This is a genomic window from Nocardioides sp. SLBN-35 (genome assembly GCF_006715725.1).
GTDB lineage: Bacteria > Actinomycetota > Actinomycetes > Propionibacteriales > Nocardioidaceae > Nocardioides.
The window spans coordinates 2,475,805-2,498,002 of record NZ_VFNU01000001.1 but is presented as its reverse complement, the minus strand read 5'-3'; the positions used below and the strand labels follow the sequence as shown (position 1 = coordinate 2,498,002).

23 protein-coding genes are annotated in these 22,198 nt (G+C 74.1%); 12 read left to right on the top strand and 11 right to left on the bottom strand.

Translation table 11 applies throughout. The features are described from left to right. The gene (locus FBY23_RS25960; protein ID WP_160158224.1) at positions 1-153 is read right to left on the bottom strand and encodes a hypothetical protein; all 153 of its coding nucleotides are present in this window, start codon (positions 151-153) and stop codon (positions 1-3) included. Positions 154-443: 290 nt separating this feature from the next. Further along, positions 444-866, bottom strand: a complete 423-nt coding sequence (gene mraZ / locus FBY23_RS12120) for a division/cell wall cluster transcriptional repressor MraZ (RefSeq protein ID WP_141798372.1) — start codon at positions 864-866, stop codon at positions 444-446. 509 nt (positions 867-1,375) lie between these two features. Here mraZ and FBY23_RS12115 point away from each other — a divergent pair. Genes FBY23_RS12115 through FBY23_RS12105 form a run of 3 tightly spaced genes read left to right on the top strand, consistent with a single transcriptional unit; the run spans position 1,376 to position 5,912 of the window. After that, a complete protein-coding gene (locus FBY23_RS12115) occupies positions 1,376-2,320 on the top strand; it encodes an AAA family ATPase (protein WP_396954514.1) in 945 nt (314 codons plus the stop codon). A gap of 20 nt (positions 2,321-2,340) precedes the next feature. Continuing rightward, a complete protein-coding gene (locus FBY23_RS12110; protein WP_141798370.1) occupies positions 2,341-3,558 on the top strand; it encodes a DUF58 domain-containing protein in 1,218 nt (405 codons plus the stop codon). Next, entirely contained in the window at positions 3,555-5,912 is a 2,358-nt protein-coding gene (locus tag FBY23_RS12105) for a DUF3488 and transglutaminase-like domain-containing protein (protein ID WP_141798369.1), read from the top strand. The genes FBY23_RS12110 and FBY23_RS12105 overlap by 4 nt, the downstream gene beginning before the upstream one ends. Before the next feature lie 252 nt (positions 5,913-6,164). Here the strand turns inward: FBY23_RS12105 and FBY23_RS12100 are convergent, their stop codons facing one another. The 5 genes from FBY23_RS12100 to FBY23_RS12080 form a co-directional block, all read right to left on the bottom strand. After that, positions 6,165-6,608 (bottom strand): DUF3040 domain-containing protein, encoded by a 444-nt coding sequence (locus FBY23_RS12100; protein ID WP_141798368.1) that lies wholly within the window; start codon positions 6,606-6,608, stop codon positions 6,165-6,167. 139 nt (positions 6,609-6,747) lie between these two features. Continuing rightward, complete coding sequence (gene dinB / locus FBY23_RS12095) at positions 6,748-7,953, bottom strand: DNA polymerase IV (RefSeq protein WP_260805930.1); 1,206 nt, start codon at positions 7,951-7,953, stop codon at positions 6,748-6,750. 30 nt (positions 7,954-7,983) lie between these two features. Continuing rightward, positions 7,984-8,700, bottom strand: coding sequence for a methyltransferase domain-containing protein (locus FBY23_RS12090; protein WP_141798367.1), 717 nt, complete (start codon positions 8,698-8,700; stop codon positions 7,984-7,986). Between the two features lie 48 nt (positions 8,701-8,748). Further along, positions 8,749-9,207 (bottom strand): SAV_6107 family HEPN domain-containing protein, encoded by a 459-nt coding sequence (locus tag FBY23_RS12085; protein ID WP_141798366.1) that lies wholly within the window; start codon positions 9,205-9,207, stop codon positions 8,749-8,751. A gap of 124 nt (positions 9,208-9,331) precedes the next feature. Next, entirely contained in the window at positions 9,332-9,832 is a 501-nt protein-coding gene (locus FBY23_RS12080; RefSeq protein ID WP_141798365.1) for a hypothetical protein, read from the bottom strand. A gap of 46 nt (positions 9,833-9,878) precedes the next feature. Here FBY23_RS12080 and FBY23_RS12075 point away from each other — a divergent pair, with 46 nt between their 5' ends. Both FBY23_RS12075 and FBY23_RS12070 read left to right on the top strand, forming a co-directional pair. Beyond that, complete coding sequence (locus FBY23_RS12075; protein WP_141798364.1) at positions 9,879-10,358, top strand: YbaK/EbsC family protein; 480 nt, start codon at positions 9,879-9,881, stop codon at positions 10,356-10,358. Between the two features lie 10 nt (positions 10,359-10,368). Continuing rightward, positions 10,369-11,685 (top strand): NAD(P)/FAD-dependent oxidoreductase, encoded by a 1,317-nt coding sequence (locus FBY23_RS12070; RefSeq protein ID WP_141798363.1) that lies wholly within the window; start codon positions 10,369-10,371, stop codon positions 11,683-11,685. Between the two features lie 21 nt (positions 11,686-11,706). Here FBY23_RS12070 and metF read toward each other — a convergent pair whose 3' ends face one another. After that, positions 11,707-12,597, bottom strand: a complete 891-nt coding sequence (gene metF, locus FBY23_RS12065) for a methylenetetrahydrofolate reductase [NAD(P)H] (RefSeq protein WP_141798362.1) — start codon at positions 12,595-12,597, stop codon at positions 11,707-11,709. A 76-nt stretch (positions 12,598-12,673) separates the two neighbouring features. Between metF and FBY23_RS12060 the strand changes: the two genes are divergently transcribed. Genes FBY23_RS12060 through FBY23_RS12050 form a run of 3 tightly spaced genes read left to right on the top strand, consistent with a single transcriptional unit; the run spans position 12,674 to position 16,057 of the window. Next, positions 12,674-13,762: a polyprenyl synthetase family protein gene (locus tag FBY23_RS12060; protein WP_260805929.1), complete on the top strand. Its 1,089-nt coding sequence runs from the start codon at positions 12,674-12,676 to the stop codon at positions 13,760-13,762. Positions 13,763-13,790: 28 nt separating this feature from the next. Next, on the top strand, positions 13,791-15,602 hold the full coding sequence (locus FBY23_RS12055; RefSeq protein ID WP_141798360.1) for an acyltransferase family protein: 1,812 nt from the start codon (positions 13,791-13,793) through the stop codon (positions 15,600-15,602). A 59-nt stretch (positions 15,603-15,661) separates the two neighbouring features. Continuing rightward, positions 15,662-16,057, top strand: coding sequence for a hypothetical protein (locus FBY23_RS12050; RefSeq protein WP_141798359.1), 396 nt, complete (start codon positions 15,662-15,664; stop codon positions 16,055-16,057). Positions 16,058-16,060: 3 nt separating this feature from the next. Here FBY23_RS12050 and FBY23_RS12045 read toward each other — a convergent pair whose 3' ends face one another. Genes FBY23_RS12045 through FBY23_RS12035 form a run of 3 tightly spaced genes read right to left on the bottom strand, consistent with a single transcriptional unit; the run spans position 16,061 to position 17,338 of the window. Further along, positions 16,061-16,474 carry a barstar family protein gene (locus tag FBY23_RS12045; RefSeq protein ID WP_141798358.1) on the bottom strand — a complete coding sequence of 138 codons (414 nt, stop codon included), beginning with the start codon at positions 16,472-16,474 and terminating at the stop codon, positions 16,061-16,063. Between the two features lie 10 nt (positions 16,475-16,484). Beyond that, positions 16,485-16,955, bottom strand: coding sequence for a ribonuclease domain-containing protein (locus FBY23_RS12040; protein WP_141798357.1), 471 nt, complete (start codon positions 16,953-16,955; stop codon positions 16,485-16,487). A gap of 2 nt (positions 16,956-16,957) precedes the next feature. Next, positions 16,958-17,338 carry an Rv2175c family DNA-binding protein gene (locus tag FBY23_RS12035; protein ID WP_141798356.1) on the bottom strand — a complete coding sequence of 127 codons (381 nt, stop codon included), beginning with the start codon at positions 17,336-17,338 and terminating at the stop codon, positions 16,958-16,960. A 136-nt stretch (positions 17,339-17,474) separates the two neighbouring features. Between FBY23_RS12035 and pknB the strand changes: the two genes are divergently transcribed. From pknB to FBY23_RS12015, 4 genes are all read left to right on the top strand, one after another. Continuing rightward, a complete protein-coding gene (pknB, locus tag FBY23_RS12030; protein ID WP_260805928.1) occupies positions 17,475-19,568 on the top strand; it encodes a Stk1 family PASTA domain-containing Ser/Thr kinase in 2,094 nt (697 codons plus the stop codon). Then, a complete protein-coding gene (locus tag FBY23_RS12025) occupies positions 19,558-20,487 on the top strand; it encodes a DMT family transporter (protein ID WP_141798354.1) in 930 nt (309 codons plus the stop codon). The genes pknB and FBY23_RS12025 overlap by 11 nt, the downstream gene beginning before the upstream one ends. Before the next feature lie 76 nt (positions 20,488-20,563). Continuing rightward, on the top strand, positions 20,564-21,046 hold the full coding sequence (locus tag FBY23_RS12020; protein WP_160158223.1) for an SRPBCC family protein: 483 nt from the start codon (positions 20,564-20,566) through the stop codon (positions 21,044-21,046). Positions 21,047-21,165: 119 nt separating this feature from the next. Then, on the top strand, positions 21,166-22,194 hold the full coding sequence (locus FBY23_RS12015; protein WP_141798352.1) for an NADase-type glycan-binding domain-containing protein: 1,029 nt from the start codon (positions 21,166-21,168) through the stop codon (positions 22,192-22,194). Positions 22,195-22,198: the final 4 nt, after the last annotated feature.

The window sequence follows — 22,198 nt, the reverse complement described above, 5'->3', positions numbered from 1 at the left end:
TCAGCGCCCCGCGAGACGGGTCAGCACGAGCAGGAGTGCGCAGCCGACCGAGAGCGCCGCGGAGAAGGCCATGAGGGCGACGACGTCTCGTGCCTGCTCGCGGACGCGGCGCTCACCGGAGACCTCCGGTGGCTGCGTGCGAACGACGCTCATGACTTCGACCCCTCGACCCTGGAATGACTGTGCGGCTGGTGCTGCTGGTGCTGCCGACAAATGCGGCGGATCCGCAGAGCCAGGTCCCGGCCCGCTCCCGTTCCGGTGTTCGGGGTGCCGTCTGGTGCCGGGGAAGGTGCCCCAGAAGGCGGGGTTCGGCGAGGCGCCTGTGGCCGGGGAAGGTGCTACAGGTGGCTGCCTGGGGAGCGAGAACGGGCTGAGACCTCGTCCTGCGGATCCGCTGTGTTGTTGTCAGTGCTGCTGGTGGTGGTGCTGGTCCTGCTGAGGGACTAGTCGTCGTCCTCGTCGAGGTCGGCGAACTCCTCCAGGGCCTCGAGCTGGAACTCGCGCCAGGCGGCGGGGTTCCAGATCTCCAGGCGGTCCCGGACCCCGATCACGACGACGTCGCGGTCGAGTCCGGCGTACTCACGCAGGTGTGCCGGGATGCCGACCCGGCCCTGCTTGTCGGGGGTGCTCTCGTCGCCGCCGGCGAAGAGGACCCGGGCGTAGCGCCGGGCGGCGCGGTTGGTCATCGGCCGGGCGGCTTGCCGCTCGGCCTCCTCGGCGAAGACGTCGGTCGGCCAGACGACGAGGCACTTGTCCTGTCCCTGTGTGACCACGAGGCCCTCCGCCAGTCGATCCCTGAACTTCGCCGGGAGGAAGAGGCGGCCCTTGTCGTCGAGCTTCGGGGTGTAGGTGCCCATGAAGAGCATCGGGCCACCCCCAGCCGTCCCACCGGACTCCGCCGTTCCTCCACTTTCCCCCACACTACTCCACTTTCCTCCACCGTCAACCACCGAGGCCCCACTCGGTGCGGCGTTTCGCACCACCGCGCGCCCCAAATGCGCAGGTCAGCGCGCTGGGAGCGCTGGTGGAGCGAAGTGGAGGAGAAGTGGAGCGCCGGCGGAGAGCCGGCGGGGAGCCGGCGGGGAGCCGCGTCCGGTCGTGGCCGGGTGCCGCCGGGTGCTGCCGCCGTTCCCACGTCGGCCGCAGGCCGACTCGCCCGATCGGACGCCGTCGCGAGCGCCGCTTCCGGCCGATCTGGCAAGGCGGCGGAGCGAAGCCACGCTGGGCGCACGTCGAGCGACGGCAACGCAGCCAGGCCGAGTCGGAAGTGGCGCGCAGCAGGGGTGCGATTGGGCGAGTCGGCCTAAGGTTGCTCCACCGCAGCGAGGTGGCTGCTGAGAGAGGGAGAACAGCCGTGGAGTCGCCGAGCACCGATGTGGACACCGTCGCGCGCGTCGCCGGCCGGATCCAGGCCAACGTGGAGAAGGTGATCGAGGGCAAGAGCGAGGTGGTCTCGGCCGCGATCGTCGTCCTGCTGGCCGAGGGTCACCTGCTGCTCGAGGACGTCCCCGGCGTCGGCAAGACCATGCTGAGCAAGGCCCTGGCCCGCAGCATCGACTCGACGGTGCGCCGCGTGCAGTTCACCCCGGACCTGCTGCCCTCCGACATCACCGGCGTGTCGGTCTACAACCAGTCGACGCGTGAGTTCGAGTTCCGCCCCGGCGGTGTGTTCGCCAACGTCGTCATCGGCGACGAGATCAACCGCGCCTCCCCCAAGACCCAGTCCGCGCTGCTGGAGTGCATGGCCGAGCGGCAGGTGACCGTCGACAACATCACCTACCACCTCGAGTCGCCGTTCATGGTGATCGCGACCCAGAACCCGGTCGAGATGGAGGGCACCTATCCCCTCCCCGAGGCACAGCGCGACCGGTTCCTGGCCCGGGTCTCGATCGGCTACCCGGTGCCGGCCGCCGAGATCGCCATGCTCGCCAGCCACGGCGCGGTCAACCCCCTCGACGACCTGGAGCCGGTGACCGACAGCGCCGAGATCCGCAAGATGTGCGCGATCGTCAGCCAGGTGCACGTCTCCGACACGGTGCAGCGGTACGCCGTCGCGCTCACCGCCGCCACCCGGCACAGCCCCGAGCTGGTGCTCGGCGCCTCGCCGCGCGCCACGCTCCACCTGGTCCGGGCGGCCAAGGCCCGCGCCGCCCTGCACCGCCGCGACTACGTCCTCCCCGACGACCTGCGCGCCCTGGTCCAGCCGGTGCTCGCCCACCGCCTGCTCCCGAGCGCCGAGGCCGCGATCGGTGGGCGGAACGTCGCGACCATCCTCGAGGGCATCGCGGCCCAGGTCCCGGTGCCCGAGCCGACCTCCTGACGAGCACGCGCGGTCATCCGATGCGCCGGCACCTCTCCTCCCTGACCCTCCGCGGACGCGCGTTCGTCGCGGCGGGGGCGACCGCGGTCGTGTGCGCGGTCGGCTTCGGCCAGCCCGCGCTGACCCGGGTCGGCGTCCTGGTCCTGGCCCTCCCCCTCCTGGCCGCGCTCGTCGTCAGCCGGCGCAAGCACGACCCCACGGTCGCCCGCACGGTGTGGCCGCGGCTGCTCCGGGCCGGTGAGACCGCGCGGATCGACCTCACCATCGCCAGCGACCGCAAGCGCTCGGACGGTGCGCTGCTGGTGGAGGACACGCTCCCCTACGCACTCGGCGGCCGAGCCCGGTTCGTGCTGCAGGGCCTCGGCGGCTCCTGGGAGCGCACGGTGTCCTACCCGGTGCGTTCCGACATCAGGGGCCGGTACGTCGTCGGGCCGGTCGTCGCCCGCCTGGCCGACCCGTTCGGCCTGGTCGAGCGGCGCCGCGCGATCGGCGGGACCGCCCAGCTGACGGTGACCCCGCGCGTCGTACCGCTCCCCTCGATCCCGTTGACCGGCGGCTGGCAGGGCGCCGGCGAGCACCGGCCTCAGGCGTTCGCATCCGGGTCGGCCGAGGACGTGAGCGTGCGTGAGTACCGCCGCGGCGACGACCTGCGCCGCGTGCACTGGCGCAGCTCCGCGCGCATCGGCGAGCTGATGGTGCGCCGCGAGGAGCAGCCGTGGGAGGCGCGCGCCACGGTGCTGCTCGACAACCGGCGCCTCGCCCACCGCGGCCAGGGCCCGGCGTCCAGCCTCGAGGCGGCGGTGATCGCGGCCGCGTCGCTGACCGTGCACCTCGAGCAGCACGGCTACACCGTCCAGCTCTGCACCGCCGACGGGACCGTGGGCTCCGACGGGGCCCTGGAGCACCTCGCCGTGCTGGAGATGACGCACCGCACCACCCTCGACGTGGCCTGGTCCGGCGAGCAGGCCCGCGGTGGCGTCGTGGTCGCCGTGCTCGGCGGCTTCCTCCCCGACGACAACGCGGCGCTGCGCCGGATCCGCCACGACGCGGGCGCCGCGCTGGCGCTCGTGCTCGACGTCGACCAGTGGTCCCCCGCCCGCGCGGGACTCGGCGCCGCCGCGGCGGCCGCCGTCACCTCGCTCGCCTGGCGTGCCACCTCGCTCGGCCCGCGCGACCACCTCGACGCGGCCTGGCGCGAGCTCGGCCGGGCCCCCGTGCGCGGAGGTGCGCGGGCATGACCAGTGCCAGCCCGACGATCACCAACCGACGCGGCCCGTTCGGCCCGGTCCTGCTGCTCGGCGTCGTCGCCGTGCTGACCACGTGGGCGGCGCTGACCGCGTGGCGCGGCTTCGTCGAGATGCCCGGTAGCTACCTGCGCCCCCTCGCCGTCCTCGCCGCGCTGCTCGCCCTGAGCGGTGCCGGACTGCGCTGGTCGGGCGCGCCCCGCTGGCTCACCACCCTGGTCCAGATCGTGCTCGCCACGGTCTTCGTCACCCACCAGATCACCGGCTCGCTCCTGCCGGTCGGCGCCACCGCCACCGAGATCTGGCAGTCGCTGGAGGCCTCGGTGCGCACGGCCCGGCAGTACGCCGCGCCGATCGGCGACCGGGTCGCTCCGGTCTGGCCGCTGCTCGTCGTCGCCGGCGCCGTGGTCCTCGTCCTCGTCGAGACCCTGGCCTGCACGCTGCGCCGCGTCCCCGCCGCCGGCCTCGGCCTGCTCGCGGTCTACGCCCTGCCCAGCGGCGTGCTCGACGGCGGCCCGGACGCCCTCAGCTTCCTCGGCGCCGCGGGCGGCTTCCTCGTCCTGCTCCACCTCGAGTCGCGCGAGCACCTGCTGCGCTGGGGCCGCACCGTCGGCCCGCAGCAGGACTCGATGTGGCGCGGCAACCCGGTGCGCGAGGCGATGCGGGCCGGTGCCGGACGGATCGGGATCACCGCGACGGCGCTCGCCCTCGTCGTCCCCCTGCTCCTGCCGACGGTCGGCGTCAACGTGCTCGACCTCGGCACCGGCAAGGGCAACGGCGACATCCGGATCCGCAAGCCGATCGCCGACATGCGCCGCGACCTCGAGCGCGGCGAGGACGTGCCGCTCGTGCGGCTGCGCACCGACGACCCGTCGCCGTCGTACCTGCGGATCTCGGTGCTCAACCGCTACACCGGCGACGAGTGGAGCAGCGGCGACCGCGACGTGGCCCGCGACGACCGCGCCGACGGGTCGGTCCCCCTCCCCCGCGGGCTGTCCGAGGACGTACGGCGCACCACCTTCGACTACGACGCGACGGTCAGCGAGCAGCTCGACTCCACCTGGCTGCCCACGCAGTATCCGATCTCCGCCGTCGACGCCCCCGGCGACTGGCGCTACGACCCGTCCACGATGGACTTCCTCGCCGCTGACGACGGCCTCGACACCCGCGGCGTCAGCTACACGATGACCGGCGTCGCCCTGGACTTCGGCACCGACCGCTCGTTCTTCCGCGACTCGCGTACCGGCGACGTCTCCGAGGAGGTCCTCCACGTCCCCAGCACGGTGCCGCCGCTGGTGCGCAACCTGGCCCGCGACGTCACCTCCGGCGCGACCACCGACTACGAGCGCGCCCTGTTGCTGCAGCGGTGGTTCCGCCAGGACGGCGGGTTCACCTACGACCTGCAGAAGGCACCCAAGGGCACCGGCAACCAGACCCTCGAGGGATTCCTGGCCCGCAACGGCCGGGTGGGCTACTGCGAGCAGTTCGCCTCCGCGATGGCCGTGATGGCCCGCGTGCTCGGGATCCCCGCGCGGGTGGCCGTCGGCTTCCTGCAGCCCGACCAGACCGGTACCCACACGTGGGTCTACAGCAGCCACGACCTGCACGCGTGGCCCGAGCTCTACTTCGCCGGCTCGGGTTGGGTGCGCTTCGAGCCCACCCCGTCCGGGCGCGTCCAGGAGGTCCCCGCCTACACCCGGGTCCCCGTCGACGGCGGCAGCGACGATCCGCGCGGCGGGCCGACCAACGCCACGTCGGCCGGCCCCGGCGCCTCCGGCACCGCCGCACCGAGCGCCGGGCCCAACCGCCGCCCCGAGATCGACCGCGACCCCGGCACCGCCACCGGAGCCGACCAGGGCGGCCTGCCGCTGCCGGTGCTGATCGGCGGCGCGGTCGTGCTCGTGCTGCTGCTCGCCGGCATCGCCGCCCTCGGCGGCCCGACCGCGGTGCGGACCCGCGGGCGCCGTACCCGACTCGCGGGCTCGCCCGACGACGTGTGGCGCGAGGTCCGCGCCACCGCGATCGACCTGGGCCTGCCCTGGCCGGCCGGCCGGTCACCCCGCGAGTCCGGCGCCTTCCTGCTCGGCCACCTCGCCACGCCCACCGACCGCCCCGCCGAGCGTCCGCGCACCGGCCCCGAGGCAGCGCCCGAGGCCGCCGACGCCCTGGAGCGGCTGGTCCTCGCCGTCGAGCACGCCCGGTACGCGCGGCCGGGTGCGGTCGCCACGCTCGAGCGGAACTCGGTCGCCGAGGACGGTGCGCTGGTCCTCGCGGCCCTGGAGGCCGGGGTCACGCCGCGGGCACGGCGGCGGGCGCGGTGGGTGCCGATGTCGGTCTGGCGGCGTTGACCGGCAGCTCCACGCGAGCGTCCGTCCCGGCGCCGCAGGCGCCGGACGGCCACCGCCGGGCGGCGAAGTCGGGGTGCCGTCGGCGCTGGAACGACGTCCGCTTCGCGAAAGCAGATGCGCCGACGGCGGGGCCCTCGCTCCGAGCCGCCCGGCGGTGGCCGGGAGGCGCCGGCGGCGCCGGGACGGACCCTGGACATGAAACAGCCCCCGGGTGAGCGGGGGCTGCGGATGAGGTCCTCGGAGTGTGTCGGCTCAGAAGCCGCCGCGGTCGCGGCGGCGGCGCCAGCGGGCCTGGAGGTTGTCCATGAAGCCGGAGGACCGGCCGTGGCCCCGACCGTGACCGCGACCGTGGTGGCCGCGGCGACCGCCGTCGACGACACCGAAGCCGGACGGGTGGGCCGACACGTTCGGAGCGGCTGCTCCCCCGCGCTGGCCGCGGACCGAGCCGAGCAGGATGGTGGCGGAGGCGAGCATGATCAGGAAGCCGGCGACGCCGACGGGCCAGTAGCCGCTGACGGCTCCGCCCATCATCACGGCGATGCCGCCGGCGAAGACCACGCCGGCGAGGATGGCGCGGCGGCGGGCTGCCTGGCGGAGGGTCGTGCCCCGGAGGGTGGACGCGAACTTCGGGTCCTCCTCGCTGAGGGCGCGCTCCATCTGCTCCAGCAGTCGCAACTCCTCTTCCGAGAGTGGCACCGAATCCTCCGACACGTGTGAGGCGGTTCCCCGCCCGATGACTCTTCCTCCAAGTGTAGGCAGGCATCTCCAGCGGTGGTAGGCCGTCCCCCGAAATTGTGCGGTCGGCGTCCGGGGACGGTCCCGACGGGCCACCCGGTCACAGCAGGCTGGCCCGGCGCACGGCGGCGCTGCCGAAGCGGTCGACGGCCCGGTCGACGGCCCGGTCGGCGTCGGGCCAGCCGGGGTCGCGCTCGCCGAGGGCGAGCTGGCGGCTGTCGACGGGCCGGAGCCGGCGTAGGCCCTCGACCCGGACGCCGACCAGGCGGACCGCGAGCGGACGCGGGCCGCGGGCCTCGAGGAGGCCGTCGAGGAGGGTGACCGCGGCGGCGTACACCTCCTGGGTCACGTCGGTCGGCTCCGGCAGGGTGCGCGAGCGCTGGACGGTGGTGAAGTCGGAGAAGCGGACCGTGACCGTGACCGTGCGGCCGGTGCGTCCCGCGCCGCGCACCCGGGCGGCGACCCGGGCGGTCAGCCGGAGCAGCTCGCGACGCAGCTGCGCCCGGTCGCGTACGTCGACCGCCAGCGTGTGCTGCGAGCCCATGCTCCCCTCGGGCTCGCCCTCACCGAAGCCGAAGACCCCGGCACCGCCCGGCACCAGCTCGGTGCGGTCGCTCCCCCACACCAGGGCGTGCAGGTGCCCGCCGAGGTGACGCCCGAGCATCCGCCGGAGCAGGTCGACCTCGATCGCGGCAACGTCGCCGACCGTGATCAGCCCGAGACGGTGCAGGCGCTGACGGGTGGCCTCGCCGACGCCGTAGAGCACGCCCACGTCGAGCGGGTGGACCTCGGCGACGAACCGGTCGGGCGGGATCACCCGGACGCCGTCGGGCTTGGCCTGGCGGCTCGCCAGCTTGGCGACCGAGATGGAGGCCGCGATGCCGACCGAGCAGGTGATGCCGTGCTCGGCGCGGATCCGGGAGCGCAGCCGCTCGGCGATCGCCTCCGGCGGCCCGAACAGCCGGACCGCACCGCGCACGTCGAGGAACGCCTCGTCGAGCGAGGTGACCTCGACCAGCGGAGTGACGGTGCGGAAGGTCTCCATGATCGCCTTCGACACCGGGGTCAGCAGACCGAAGTCGGGCGGCATCGTGACCGCGTCGGGGCACAGCCGGGCGGCCTCGGTGCCGGACATGCCGGAGCGGATGCCGTAGCGGCGGGCCGGGTAGTTGGCGGACAGCACGACCCCGCGGTGCCCGCCGCCCACGACCACCGGGACGTCGTGGAGCTCGGGCCGGTCGCGGATCATCACCGACGCGTAGAACGCGTCCATGTCGACGTGCAGGATCGGGCAGGTGACGCTCACGGCCCGCTCCCGGGCCGTGTGCGACCGGGCTCAGGAGGCGGCGTTCGCCAGGACGTGGAGCTGGGTGGCCAGCGGGAGGTACTCCGGGCGCTGGGCCACCGCGCGCTCCAGGTCGACGAGGGCAGCGGCGGCGCCGGGCTCCTGGTCGACGAGGGCCGCGGGGACCAGGTCGGCGAAGACCCGGACGGCGTGGACGGACACCGCGCCGAAGCCGTGACCGGCGAGCAGGTCGCGTACCTCCTCGACGGTGAACCGGCGACCCGTGCGGGTGTCGACGGGCTGCTGGTCGTCGAGCAGGTCGCGGGCCTGCTGGAAGTGACCCGCCATCGCGCGGGTGATGACAGCGGCGTGCCGCTGGCCGACGACGAGGCTGAGCAGGCCGCCGGGCCGCAGCACCTCGGCGATCCGCTCCAGCGCGAGCGACGGGTCGACCACCTCGAGGACGCCGTGGCACAGCACCACGTCGGCGCTGCCGGCCCCGACGACCTCGACGAGGTCGGCGACGTCGCCCTGCAGCCCGGAGACCTCGAGGTCGACCTCGCGCGCCCGGCGGGCCAGCGCCGCCAGGGCGTCGGGGCTGGGGTCGACCACCCGGACCCGGTGGCCCGACTCCGCGAGCCGCACGGCGAAGCCGCCGGTGCCGCCGCCGAGGTCGACGACGTCGCGGGGTCCGCCCGCGAGCGCGGACTCGAGGGCGTCCCACACGACCGCGGTGCGGACCGATCCACGCTGCTCGCGAGAGGCCATGTGCCGAACACTAGTGGTCACCTCAGGATGGCTCGGACAGGCACTCCGTCAGCCGACGGCCAGGCCCGCGAGCTGCTCGCCGAGCGGGACGTGCGGGGTGAGGCCGAGCGCCTGCTCGATGAGGGCGAGGAAGCGGTCGGCGTCGCGGACCAGGTCGTCGGCCTCGCGCTCGGTCGCGGCCCGGGACGACCCGGCCTCGGCCGCCGCGCGCTTGGAGGCGCCCGCGGCGAAGAAGGACGCCCACTCCGCGAGCTCGGGCGCGACCTCGGCGAGAAGCACCCAGGCATTGCGCTGAGCGCGCCGGCGGCCGGCCTCGGGGCGGGCCCGGGCGGCCAGCAGGGCGGCGGCGGCGCGCAGCGCGGCGACGTGGGCGCAGGCATAGCGGGTGGCCACGTCGCGGGCCGCGACCGCCTCGCTCAGCGATTCTGCCGACCGGATCAGGTAGTTGTGGGTGGTCGCCGGCAGGGTGTGCGGGCTGACCGTGAGAGGGGCGGACTGCTGGGCCACGGCGACTTCTCCTCCAGATCTGTTCGAACAGGTGTTCGAATGATCCGAAGGTACACCGCAGGTCCGACACTGCTCAAGAGGCAGCGCCGGAGACGGGATGGGCGACCGGGCTCGGCGACCGGGCTCAGCGGCTCGCGAGCCGCACGTACTCCCGGCTCTGCGGGTGCCACAGGAACACCAGGGTCACCGCGCTGATCACGGCGGCGGCGATCGCCATGCCGTCGACCATGGTCGGCGGGTCGGTGCGCACGGTCGCGACCGCGACCACGATCACGCCGGCGACGATCGCGGCCAGCGAGTGACGGGCCCAGTTGTAGCCGACCCGGAAGAGTGCGATGAGCGTGAGGGACAACACGGCCGTGACGCCGTAGAGGACCAGGATCACCGGGACGAACTCCACCGGCTGGACAGTGCTGTCGCCGACCTGCATGGGCGACCAGACGCTGCCGAGGTCCTCGCGCTGGGTGACCACGACGACGCACACCAGCAACCCGGCCGCGACCAGGGACCACAGCAGCCAGCACGCGATCACGACCGCGGGCGGCCGGGCCGTCACCTCGCCGGGCTGCTCGCCCGGCCGCTCGACCTCCTGAGCGGCCTGCTGCTCGGCGTCGGTCTCGGGCATGGTTCCTCCAGTCCGTGGTGGGGTCGTGCTCGGTAGGGTCACCCCCATGTCGGCCGAGCATCCCTCGATCACCCGGTTCCGCGACGAGCACCAGCGCCGGGGCGGAACCGGCCAGATCGTCATTCTGCCCGACTCGGTCCACACCGCCGCACTGGCCGCCGAGGCCCTGGGGTGCGAGGTGGGGGCGATCGCCAACAGTCTGCTCTTCGATGCCGGCGGCACGCCGGTCCTCATCCTCACCTCCGGCGCCCACCGGGTCGACACCGACCTCGTGCAGGCCGCGATCGGCGGACCGGCGCTGCGGCGCGCGAAGCCCGACTTCGTCCGCCAGCACACCGGACAGGTGATCGGCGGGGTCTCCCCCATCGGCCACCCGGTCCCGGTGCCGACGTACCTCGACCCCTGGCTGCAGCGCCACGAGGTCGTCTGGGCCGCCGCGGGCCACCCGGCGGCGGTCTTCTCGACGACGTACGACGAGCTGCTCGCGCTGACCGGCGCCGAGCCCCTCGACGTGGCCAAGGACTGAGGGCCCACCGGTGGCACGCGTCGTCGTCGTCGGCGGCGGTCTCGGCGGGATGGCCGCGGCCGCCCGGCTGGCCAAGCTCGGCCACGAGGTCGCGCTGCTGGAGGCGTCCGGCCGGCTCGGTGGCGCGCTCGCGCCGGTCGAGCGGGACGGGTACCGGTGGGACGCCGGTCCGACCAGCACGCTGCTGCCCGCCGCCCTGCGCGACCTGTTCCGCAAGTCCGGTCGGCCGCTGGAGAAGGAGCTGGAGTCCGACCTCGAGCCGCTGCCGGTGCTACGCGAGCACCGGTTCGCGGACCGCACCTCGGTGCTGCTGCCCGGCGGCTCGAGGGCCGACCAGATCGCGGCGTTCGACGCGCTGGGGCACGGACTCGGGGAGAAGTGGGCGACCCACGTCGACGTCTACGGACCGGTGTGGGACGTGCTGCGCCGCCACTACGTCGAGGTCGCGTGGGACCCGCGCACGAAGGGCGCGGTCCCCAAGGAGCTGGACTCGATGTTCGACATCCGCGAGACCCTCCACAAGCGGCTGCGTCACGCGTTCCGCGACGAGCGGCTGGCCCTGGTCGCCGGCCATGCCGCGGTCGCCGAGGGGCACGACCTGCGCAACGTGCCGTCCTGGGTGGGCGTCACCGCCTACCTCGAGCAGTGCTTCGGCGGCTGGCGGGTGCCCGGCGGCATGGGCCGGATCGTCGACCTGCTCACCGCGCGCCTGGAGACCCGTGGCGTGCGGGTCCGCACCGGGCTCGAGGTCGAGGACCTGGTCCTGCGGGAGGGGCGCGTGGTCGCCGTACGAACCGCGGAGGGCGAGGCCGACGCCGACGCCGTCGTGGTCGCGATCGACCCGCGCCGGCTGCCCGTGCTGGCGCCGCACGTCGAGCGGACCATGCCCGCGATCCCGCCGGTCGTCAGCCATGTCGGGCTCGCCGGCGACGTCCCCGACCTGCCGCACGAGCTGGTCATCCACGAGGAGCCGCTGCTGACCGTGCGTCCCGGCGGGCATGCTCCCGACGGCGGCAGCGCCTGGACGATCCACGGCCGCGGCAAGATCGCCGAGGACCTCCTCGACGCCCTCGCCCGCCACAAGCTCGACGTGCGCGAGAACGTCGTGACCCGTGTCGACCTGTCTCCGCGCGACCAGGTCGAGCAGTGGCGCGGCTCGCCGATGGGCGTGCTGTGGCAGGGCCGCGGCACCGTCCGCCGCCGGATCGGTCCCGGCACCCCCGTGCCCGGTGTGTACGCCGCCGGCGCCCACACCGCTCCCGGCGCGGGCGTGCCGTTCGTCACCCAGTCGGCCGCGCTGGTCGCCCAGCTGATCGGCCCGGCCTGATCACACGTGTTCAGACCGTGATCAGACCGTGATCTGCAGCGCCTCGAAGATCTCGAGCGTCGCCTTGGACCGGTTCAGCGTGTAGAAGTGCAGTCCCGGCGCGCCCCCGGCGAGCAGCTCGTCGCACAGCTCGGCGGCGATCCGGATGCCCTCGGCCCGTACGGCGGCCGGGTCGCCGTCGTACGCGCTGATCCGCTCGACCACGTCCTCGGGGACGCTGGTGCCGATCAGCTCGCCCTGGCGGCGGATCGCGGCCAGGTTCAGGATCGGCATGATGCCCGGCAGGATCGGGATGTCGACCCCGCGCGCGCGGACGCGCTCGACCAGGGAGAAGTAGTCGGAGGCGCGGAAGAACATCTGGGTGACCGCGAACTCGGCGCCGGCCCGCGCCTTGGCGACGAGGACGTCGGCGTCGGCGTCGAGCGAGTCCGCCGAGGGGTGGCCCTCGGGGAAGGCGGCGATGCCGACCCGGAAGTCACCGCGCGAGCGGGCCAGCTCGACCAGCTCGACGGCGTAGTTGAGGCCGCCCTCGGTCGGGGTCCAGTCGGCGCGCGGGCCCTCCTGCGGGTCGCCGCGCAGCGCCATCACGTGACTGACGCCCTCGGCGACGTAGGAGTCGAGGATGCCCTCGAGCTCGGCGCGGGTGTGGCCGACACAGGTCAGGTGGGCCATCGGGACCATCGAGGTCTCGCGCGCGATCCGGCCGGTGATGGCGACGGTCTTGTCACGGGTGCTGCCGCCGGCGCCGTACGTCACGGACACGAAGGTCGGGCGGTAGGGCTCGAGCGCCCGGATCGCGTCCCAGAGCTGCGCCTCACCCGCCTCGTCCTTGGGAGGGAAGAACTCGAAGGAGAACGAATGGCCGCCCTCTCGGATGATCTCGCCGAGGGAGCGCCCAGCACCGGTGGTCATGGGCCGCAGTGTAGGTGCGCGGAGCGCGCCGGGGCCGGGCATCTCGCCGATCTCCACAGTCACTAGGCTCACATCCGTGACACAGCAGGCGTGGGACCCGACCCCCTTCCGGACCGAGGTCCAGGCCACCCTGGACGCCTTCCTCGCCGACCAGGCGACCCGGCTCGCACCGCTCGGCGGGGACGCCGCGCGACTGCTGTCGGAGGCGCGCGTCACGGTGTCGGGCGGCAAGCGGTTCCGTGCCGCGTTCTGCCACTGGGGCTACGCGGCGCTGGCCGGCGACCCCACCGGCGCCGACGCGGACGCCGTACGACGTGCCGCCGCCGCCCTCGAGCTGCTCCACGCGAGCGCGCTGGTCCACGACGACCTGATGGACGCCTCCGACACCCGCCGCGGGCGCTCGGCCACCCATCGCACGTTCGAGCGCGCGCACCGGGCCGACGGCTGGCGCGGCGACCCGGAGCAGTACGGCGCCGCGGCGGCGATCCTGCTCGGCGACCTGCTGCTGTCGTGGTCCGACGAGCTCCTGCGCCGCTGCGGCCTGGGCTGGGACCGGGTCGGGCCGGCCCTCGACGTGTTCGACCTGTGCCGCTCGGAGGTGATCGCCGGCCAGTTCCTCGACGTGTCCGTCCAGGCCCGGGGCCGCGCCGACGTCGCCCAGGCGATGACGGTGCTGCGCTACAAGTCCGCGAAGTACTCCATCGAGCGCCCGATCCACGTCGGCGCCGCGCTCGCGGGGGCCGACGCGACCGCGCTGGAGCGGCTCAGCGCGTTCGGGCTGCCGCTCGGCGAGGCGTTCCAGCTGCGCGACGACCTGCTCGGCGTGTTCGGCGACCCGGCCACCACGGGCAAGCCCGCGGGCGACGACCTCGTCGAGGGCAAGCGGACCGTGCTGGTGGCCCTGGCCCTCGACCAGGCCTCCCCCGCCGACGCCGCGCGTCTCGACAGCGCCCTCGGCACTGCACTGTCCGACGCCGAGGTCGCCGACCTGCGCGCGATCATCGACGGCTGTGGCGCCCGGGCCGAGGTCGAGTCGATGATCGACGACCTCGCCCGCCAGGCGGTCGACGCGCTGCATCGCGGCCAGGCCGAGTCCGGCTGGGACGCCGAGGCGTGCCGGGTCCTCGAACAGCTGGCCGCCGCGGCGACGCGGCGCGCCCACTGAGCCCGCCGCTCCGGTCCGCCGCTCCCGCGTGAACCAGATCGACCGGCTCCCCGGCCCTCTCCCCACCCGCGTGCTCGCCCTCGACGGGCTGCGCGGCGTGGCCGTGCTCGCCGTCGTCGGCTACCACCTCTTCCCGCACCGGCTGCCCGGCGGGTTCCTGGGCGTCGACATGTTCTTCGTCCTGTCCGGCTTCCTGATCACCGCGGAGCTGGTGCGCGGGGCCGACGGGTCGGGACGGCCGGCCTTCGCGCCGTTCTGGGCACGACGGGCCCGCCGGCTCCTGCCCGCGCTGCTCGCGGTCCTGCTGGTGGTGACCGCGGCCACGGGGCTGCTCGGCGGTGCACTGGAGGTGCGGCTGCGACAGCAGGTGCTCGCGGCGCTGACCTTCAGCAGCAACTGGTACCAGGCCGGCACGCCGGCGTCGTACGCCGACCGCTACGAGGCGCCGGTGCTGCAACACCTGTGGTCGCTGGCCGTCGAGGAGCAGTTCTACCTGGTGTGGCCGGTGCTGCTGTGGCTGCTGCTGGCCCTCACGCGGCCCTTTCGCACGGATCGGCGCGGACAGGTCGTGGCGGTGCTCGCGGTGCTCGGCGTCGCGGCCATGGCCGTCGGCCACCTGGGTGGCGCATCCTTGAACCGGCTCTACTTCGGCACCGACACCCACGGCTTCTCGCTCCTGATCGGTGCGGTCGCCGCGCTGTGGACGGTCGAGGTACGGCTGCGGACGGCGGTCGCGGCGGCGGTCGGCGCGCTGCTCGCCGTCGTGCTCCTGCCCTGGGACGCCTCGCTCACCTATCTGGGCGGCACGGCGGCCGTCGCCGCCGCCACGGCGCTGGTCGTGCTCCACGTGACGGCCGACGCCCAGCGGCCCGACTGCGGCCGCTCGCCGGTCGCCATCGTCCTGTCCGCGCCGCTGCTGCGCTGGGCCGGGCGCCGCAGCTACGGGATCTACCTGTGGCACTGGCCGGTGATCGTGGTCCTGCTGCAGGTGGCGCCGGGCGTGCCGCTCGCGGTGGCCGCCGTACCGATCACCCTGGGGCTGGCCGCCCTGTCGTGGCGTCATCTCGAGGAGCCGGTGCAGCGACTCGGCTACCGGGCGTCGGCCCGGCAGGTGGTGGCGCTCGGGCAGCGGACCGGACTGGTCGGCATCGCCGTCAGCACCGTCGTCGCCGCCCTGGTCTCGGCCACCGTCACCGCCGGGATCGGCAACTCCCGCGACCACAGCGCGCTGCAAGTGAGCCTCGACACCGGACAGGCCGCGATCGAGGCGCACCGGAAGGCCACGACGCCAGCGCCGCCCGCGCCCGCGCCGGCAGCCGGTGCGGCACCCGCGGCGTCACCGTGGGCCGCGCCGGCGCCCGGCGACGGCCGCGACCTCACCGTCATCGGCGACTCCGTCACCGTCGCCGCCGCGCCGGCGCTCTTCGACCTGCTGCCCCAGGCCGACGTCCGCGCCCACGTGGGGATGCAGATGGCGAGCCTCGAGGGGCGGATCCGCGGACTGAGCAGGACCGGCGCGCTGCGGCCCGTGGTCGTCATCGCCCTGGGCACGAACGGCGACTTCGCACCCCACCAGCTCACCGACGCCATCGGCGCGGCCGGACCCGGCCACCGGTTCGTCCTGGTCACGGCCAGCGGGCCGCGCTCCTGGATCGGGCCGGCGAACGCCAAGCTGCGCCACTACGCCCGCACCCACGCCGACGCGCGGCTCGCCGACTGGGCGGCGCTGCGCTCCCGGGTGCCGGACTTCGCCGGCGACCGGATCCACCCGGGCCCGCGGGGCGGTGCGGTGCTCGCGCGGCTGATGTCACGCACGGCCGCGTCCTTCTACGCGTCCTGACCCGGCGGCGCCGGCCCGCCGCTTGACCGCGCACAGGCGGCTCCCTACGGTTTCGCGACATGAAGATCATTCGTCTCGGGGCCGTGCTCGGCTCAGCTCTTGCCGCCACCTCCCTGCTCGCCGCGTCGCCGGCCACCGCCGCCAGCGGGTCGGTTGACGCCATCGGTGGCGGTGCACGAACCTGGTTCGGCGACGCCGACAACATCGTGATCGTGAGCGACCGGCTCGGGGACTACCACGGTGCCGTCGGCTGGATCGAGATCAAGCAGGCCGACGGTTCCTGGAACCAGCGCCCGGCCACGCGGATCTACGTGGGCGCCGGCGAGGGGTCGTTCCAGAGCATCCCGGTGACCGTCAACCGCGAAGCGGCCGACGTTCGCCTGGTGTCCTGCCTCCAGGACGGCGCGAGCGGCAGTCCCTGGAACTGCAACCGGAAGATCATCAGCGGCAGCTGACGCTCACCCGAGCAGCGGCACGACCTCGGCCGGCCCGGGTCCGCGCAGCAGCACCTCGACGGCCGGGTCGGCAGCGCCGCGCTCCCCCAGGACCTCGACCACGAGCCGGAACCAGCGCGGCTCCGCCCGCGCGAACCCGGACCAGGCGTCCCAGAGCAGCACGGTCGGGCCGGGCAGGTCGCGCAGGCAGTCGTTGAGGGCGTCCAGGTTGGCGCCGTAGTGGTCGGGGAACGCGAGGGCGTCGCCGAGCGCCCTCAGCACGTCGTCGCGGGCATCGAGGCCCACGCCGTCGACGTACCCGAAGCCCCAGCCGGCGTGCTCGGCCGCGTGCCGCACCGAGGCGACGTCGAGCGCCGACTCCCACCGGTGGACGCCGGGCGCGTGCCGCCCGGCGAGCACAGCCGCGAGCCCGCTCATCGCCCCAACCTCATCGCCGAATCCTCTCGAACGACTCGTAGTGGTCCTCTGTCCAGTACAGCTCCCCCTCGTCGCCGGCGATGATCCGCCGGGCGCCACGGTGGTCGAGGCCGGGGGTCTCGACGGTGTACTCCGCGTAGTAGCCGCGCGGCCGGTCCGGCAGCACGCCCTCGAAGTTGCCGAAGGTGGAGCCGTCCTTGCCGGGATAGGGGAACGGCCCGCCGGCATCGATCAGGTCGACGGTCTCGGCGGCCTCCGGCGGCAGGTCGGCCAGGTCGACGTACGGGATGCCGTCCTCGTCGCGCGACGCCGCGGCGGTGGGCGTGGCAGAGGCACGCGGTGTCGCGGTGGCGCTCGGGCTCTCGGTCGCGCGCTCCGGATCCGCGGTGTCGTCACCGCCGCGCGACTGCAGCCACCACACCCCGACCAGCAGGACGACGGTGATGACCGACGAGATGACCTTCGTCGTGCGCCGGCTCATGCTCAGAAGGCGAGCGCCTGGGCACGGCGCTTGACCTCGGCGCCGCGGTTCTCCAGCAGCGCGTCGATCGGGCGGCCCGGGAGGTCGGCGTCGAGGAAGATCCAGGCGATGCACTCGCGGTCGTCGTACCCGTTGTCGTGCATCAGGGTGAGCAGGCCGGGCAGGCCCTTCACCGGCTCGCCGTCGACGAGGAACAGGGCGGGGATGCCCTGCTTGATACCGCGACCGGGCTCACCCGGCACCGCGGCGGCCAGCTGGTGCTCGCGCACCATGGTGCGCACCTTCGCGGGCGTGACGCCGATCTGCGCGGCCGCCTCGTCCCAGTCCAGCCACTCCTCGACAAGGGCGGAGAGGTCCTGCTCGGCCAGGGGCTTGTCGCTCATGGAGGCCATCTTCCACGAAACAGGCGGCCAGGATCACACCGGCGTGGCCAGCCGGCGTGTGTGGTGCCGCGCCGTACGATGACTGCTCCGGTCACTTCCCCGGCCGGTCCAGCAGAACATGCACAGGAGGGTCGCTGTGCACGAAGACCAGCGCGCTCGCGGCCACGCCGCGCGACCCGGCGACCCCGCACGCATCCAGGACCACCAGCACGGGCGCCTGCTCGACGGCCGCTACCGGATCGGCATCCGGATCGCCCGCGGTGGCATGGCCAGCGTCTACGAGGCCGTCGACACCCGGCTGGACCGCACCGTGGCCGTCAAGATCATGCACCCCGGCCTCGGCGACTCCACGACCCAGGACGACGACTCGTTCGCCCGCCGCTTCGTCAGCGAGGCCAAGGCGGCGGCGCGGATCTCGCACCCGAACGTCGTGGCCGTCTTCGACCAGGGGCGCGACGAGAGCGACGGGACCGTCTACCTCGTCATGGAGTACGTCCCGGGGCACACCCTGCGCGACACGGTGACCAAGGACGCCCCGATGTCACCCGAGCGGGCGCTGGCGCTGCTCGACCCGGTGCTCTCGGCCCTCGGGGCCGCCCATCGCGCGGGCCTGATCCACCGCGACGTGAAGCCCGAGAACGTCCTGATCGCCACGGATCCGAGTTCCGGGGCGAGCCGGATCAAGGTCGCCGACTTCGGCCTGGCCAAGGCGGTCAGCGCCGACACCCAGCACACCGCGACCAACGGCGTGCTGATCGGCACCGTCTCCTACCTCGCCCCCGAGCTGGTCGTCGAGCAGCGGGCCGACGCCCGCGCCGACGTGTACGCCGTCGGCGTGATCCTGTTCGAGCTGCTGACCGGCACCAAGCCCCACACGGGCGAGACGCCGATCGCGGTGGCCTACCGCCACGTCCACGAGGACGTCCCGCTCCCGTCGAGCGTCGTACCCGGCATCCCCGACTACGTCGACGCGCTCACCGCACGGGCCACCACCCGCGACCCCAGCCTGCGCCCGGCGGACGCCACGGTGCTGCTGCACCACGTGCGCCGCGTCGTCCAGGCGCTGCACGACGGCCTGCGCTCCGACCCCGAGCTGGTCGCCGACCTGCTGCCCGCCGCCCGCGCGGGCGCTCCCGCCGAGGCGCCGGCCGGCGTCGACGGCGACACGACGCCGGAGCCGGTCAGCTCGCTGTGGGACGGCATGCCGGACCTGGTCACGCCCGACCACGAGCGCACCTCGGTCATCGTCGACCGGCCGCAGCCGGCCGTGCCGGTGCCCCCGAGGCCCCCGGCCCCGCCGAAGGCGGCCCGGCCCCCGCGCCAGCGCAAGCCCGGACGGGCCAAGCGGATCGCGATCGCGCTGGTGCTGGTCCTGCTCGCCGGTGCGCTCGGCGGCACCGGCTGGTGGGTCGGCTGGGGCCGCTACACGACGACCCCCGGCGTGATCGGGCTGGAGCAGGCCGCCGCGGCGGCGAAGCTCGACAAGGCCGGGCTCGGCGCCGAAGTCAAGGAGGTCTACTCCGAGAGCGTCGCCAAGGGCGTGGTCGTCTCGACCGACCCGCGCCCGGGAGCCAGGATCCTGCCCGACGGCGAGGTGACCCTGACCGTCTCGCGCGGCAAGGAGCGCTACGACGTCCCTGACCTCACCGGCAAGACCGTCGCCGAGGCGGAGGCGGCCCTCGCCGAGGTGAAGTTCGTCCCCGCCCAGCCGGTCGAGGAGTGGTCCGAGACCGTGGAGGCCGGCCGCGTGATCCGCTCCACCCCGGCGTTCGGGACGCCCGAGGCACAACGACTGCCCGTCGGCACCTCGGTCACCCTCGTCGTGTCCAAGGGCCGCAAGCCGCTCAAGGTCCGCAGCTTCGTCGGCAAGGACGCCGACAAGGCGAAGCAGGTGCTGGGCAAGAAGGGACTCGACGTCCAGGTCGTTGACGAGAAGTACAGCGACGACGTCGCCGAGGGCCGCGTGATCAGCCAGACCCCCGAGACCGGCACCCTGTTCAAGGGCGACAAGGTCGAGCTGGTCGTCTCGAAGGGCCCGGAGCTGGTCCTGGTGCCTGCGGTGCGGCTCAAGTCGACCGACGACGCGATCGCCCTGCTCGAGGACCTCGGCCTCGTCGTGCGGGTCGAGCACGCCGACATCTACATCAACGGCTCCGTCGCGTGGAGCACGGCTCCCGGCGGCGGGACCAAGGTGCGCAAGGGCAGCACGGTCGTCCTCTATGTCGTCTGACCCCTCCGCGGTCAACGGCAGCACCTCTCGTCGTACCGCCCTCCTGGCGACGCTCGCCCTGCTCGCCATGACGGCGTGCTGGGGCTCGACCTTCTTCCTGATCAAGGACCTGCTCGAGCGGGTGCCGACCGTCGACTTCCTGGCCGTGCGCTTCCTGATCGCCGGGGGCGCCATGCTGCTCATCGCGCCGCGGGCGGTGGCACGGCTCGCGCCCGACGTACGCCGCCGGGCGCTCGTGCTCGGCGCTCTCTACGGCGTCGGCCAGATCCTGCAGACCGCGGGACTCGCGCACACGCCGGCCAGCGTGTCCGGCTTCATCACGGGCCTGTACGTCGTCGCGACGCCGCTGTTCGCCGCCGTGGTGCTGAAGTCCCGGATCACCCCGGCCACCTGGGGCGCGGTCGTGCTCGCCACCACCGGGCTCGGCGTGCTCACCCTCGACGGCTTCTCGATCGGGTACGGCGAGGCGATCACCCTGGTCGCCGCCCTGCTGTACGCCGCGCACATCGTCGCCCTCGGCGCCTGGTCCCGCCCGGCCGACGCGCTGGGCATGTCGATCCTGCAGATCCTGGTCATCGCCGCGATCTGCCTGGTCGCGGCGCTGGTCTCCGGCGAGCCGGGCATCGTGCTGCCCGAGCGCGGTACCGACTGGCTGAACCTGGTCTACATGGCGCTGTTCGCCGGCGCCGCGGCGCTGCTCGCGCAGACCTGGGCGCAGGCCCACCTGCCGGCGACGCGCAGCGCGATCATCATGAGCATGGAGCCGGTGTTCGCGGCGTTCTTCGCCGTGCTGCTCGGCGGCGAGTCGCTGACCGTGCGGATGCTCGGCGGCGGCCTGCTGGTGCTCGCCGCGATGCTCGTCGTCGAACTGGTCCCCCGCCGCCACGTCGAGGGCGAGGTCACCCACCTCGCGGTGTGAGCGGACGAGGGGGTGGTCAAGCCGGCCGGGCAGGCGCACCATGGGCAGTGGGGGAACCCAACCCACGGGAGTCACCATGGCCGGTCACATCATCCACGTGCACAGCACCATCCCCGCCCCGCCGGCGCAGGTGTGGGACGTCATCACCGACGTCGCCCACGCCCCCGACGTGCTGCGCAGCGTCAGCGAGAGCGAGGTGCTCACCGAGGGCGGGTACGACGTCGGCACCACCTGGCGCGAGCGCCGGACCCTGTTCGGCCACCACGGACCCGAGCAGATCCAGGTCGTCGAGTCCGAGCCGGAGCGCCGTACCGTCGTCGAGGCGGAGGTCGGCAACGACATCATCCGCACCGCCTACCGCCTCACCCCGTCCGGGCCGGAGGCGACCGGCACCAGGCTGGCGATGACCACGACGGTCGAGATGAGCCACCGCTCGGCGCTCTCGCGGGCGATGTGGGCGATGTTCGGCGGCTTCAGCTACGACCGCACCCGCAAGGTGCTCGAGCACGACCTGGAGGACATCGAGGCGGAGGCCTGCCGACGCGCGCTCGCGGGCTGAGCCTGGATCCACCGGTGGGTGGCGCGTAGTAGCCAGCCACCGGTGGATCCAGGCTGAGTGCACACCTGATGACCGGTTCTGACACCTCACCAGTTCGTCGGGGTACGGTGAGCCCCGCGATGACCACCCCGACGCACTGCACCAGCTGCGGGCACGAGCTCGGGGTCGGCCGGTTCTGCACGAACTGCGGACAGCCCGTTCCCGGCCGGCACCCGGAGGCGGCGCCCGCCACGAGCGCGCCCGTCGTACCCCCGCCGACCGGCCAGCTGCCGCCCGCGGCCCGCTATCCGCTGTACGCCGACGCCCCGACCGCGCCCCCCGGACCGTCCGGTCCGCCCCCGGCGGCGCCGCCGGCCGCGGTGACCCAGGTGGCCGTGCCGGCGCCTCCGTCCGTCCCGCCGGCGCAGGGACCGGCGCCCCGCGAGCGCTCGGGCACGCCATGGCTGCCCTGGCTGCTCGGCGTCGTGGTCCTCGCGCTGGTCGCCGGGATCGGCGCTTTCCTGCTGGTCAGCGCCGGTGGTGACGGTGACGGCGACGCCACGGACGGGTCGGGCCAGGAGCAGCGCACCGACGACGCCGACCCGACCACGCCGCAGAGCCCAGACGGATCCGACGAGCCGCTGCCCGACAGCACGGGCACGGGCGGGCCGGTCGAGCCGCCGGCGACGGCCGACCTGCGCGACCTGACCGGGACCGCGAAGGCCGAGGTCCCCGCCACCGCGCCCGCCTCACGCGACCGGCAGAACCGCCCGGTCACCTACGACGCCGGCAACATGCTCGACGGCAAGCCCCGCACGGCCTGGCGGATGCCCGGCGACGGGACGGGCGCGACGCTCGTCTTCGACCTCGGCAAGGAGATCGTGCTCACCGAGGTGGGCCTGGTCAACGGCTACGCCAAGGTCGACGGCGGCGACAACTGGTACCGCGGCAACCGGCGGATCCGCGCCGTGCAGTGGGAGTTCGACGACGGCACCCGGATCACCCAGGAGCTCGGCGACCGGCAGAGCGTGCAGCTGCAGCCGGTCGGACCGGTGGCGACCACGAGGGTGGTGCTCCACCTCGTCGAGGTGAGCGCGCCCGGCAAGGGCCCGAACGGCCGCGACTTCACCGCGATCAGCGACGTCCGCTTCCGCGGCGCTCCCGCGTAACGTC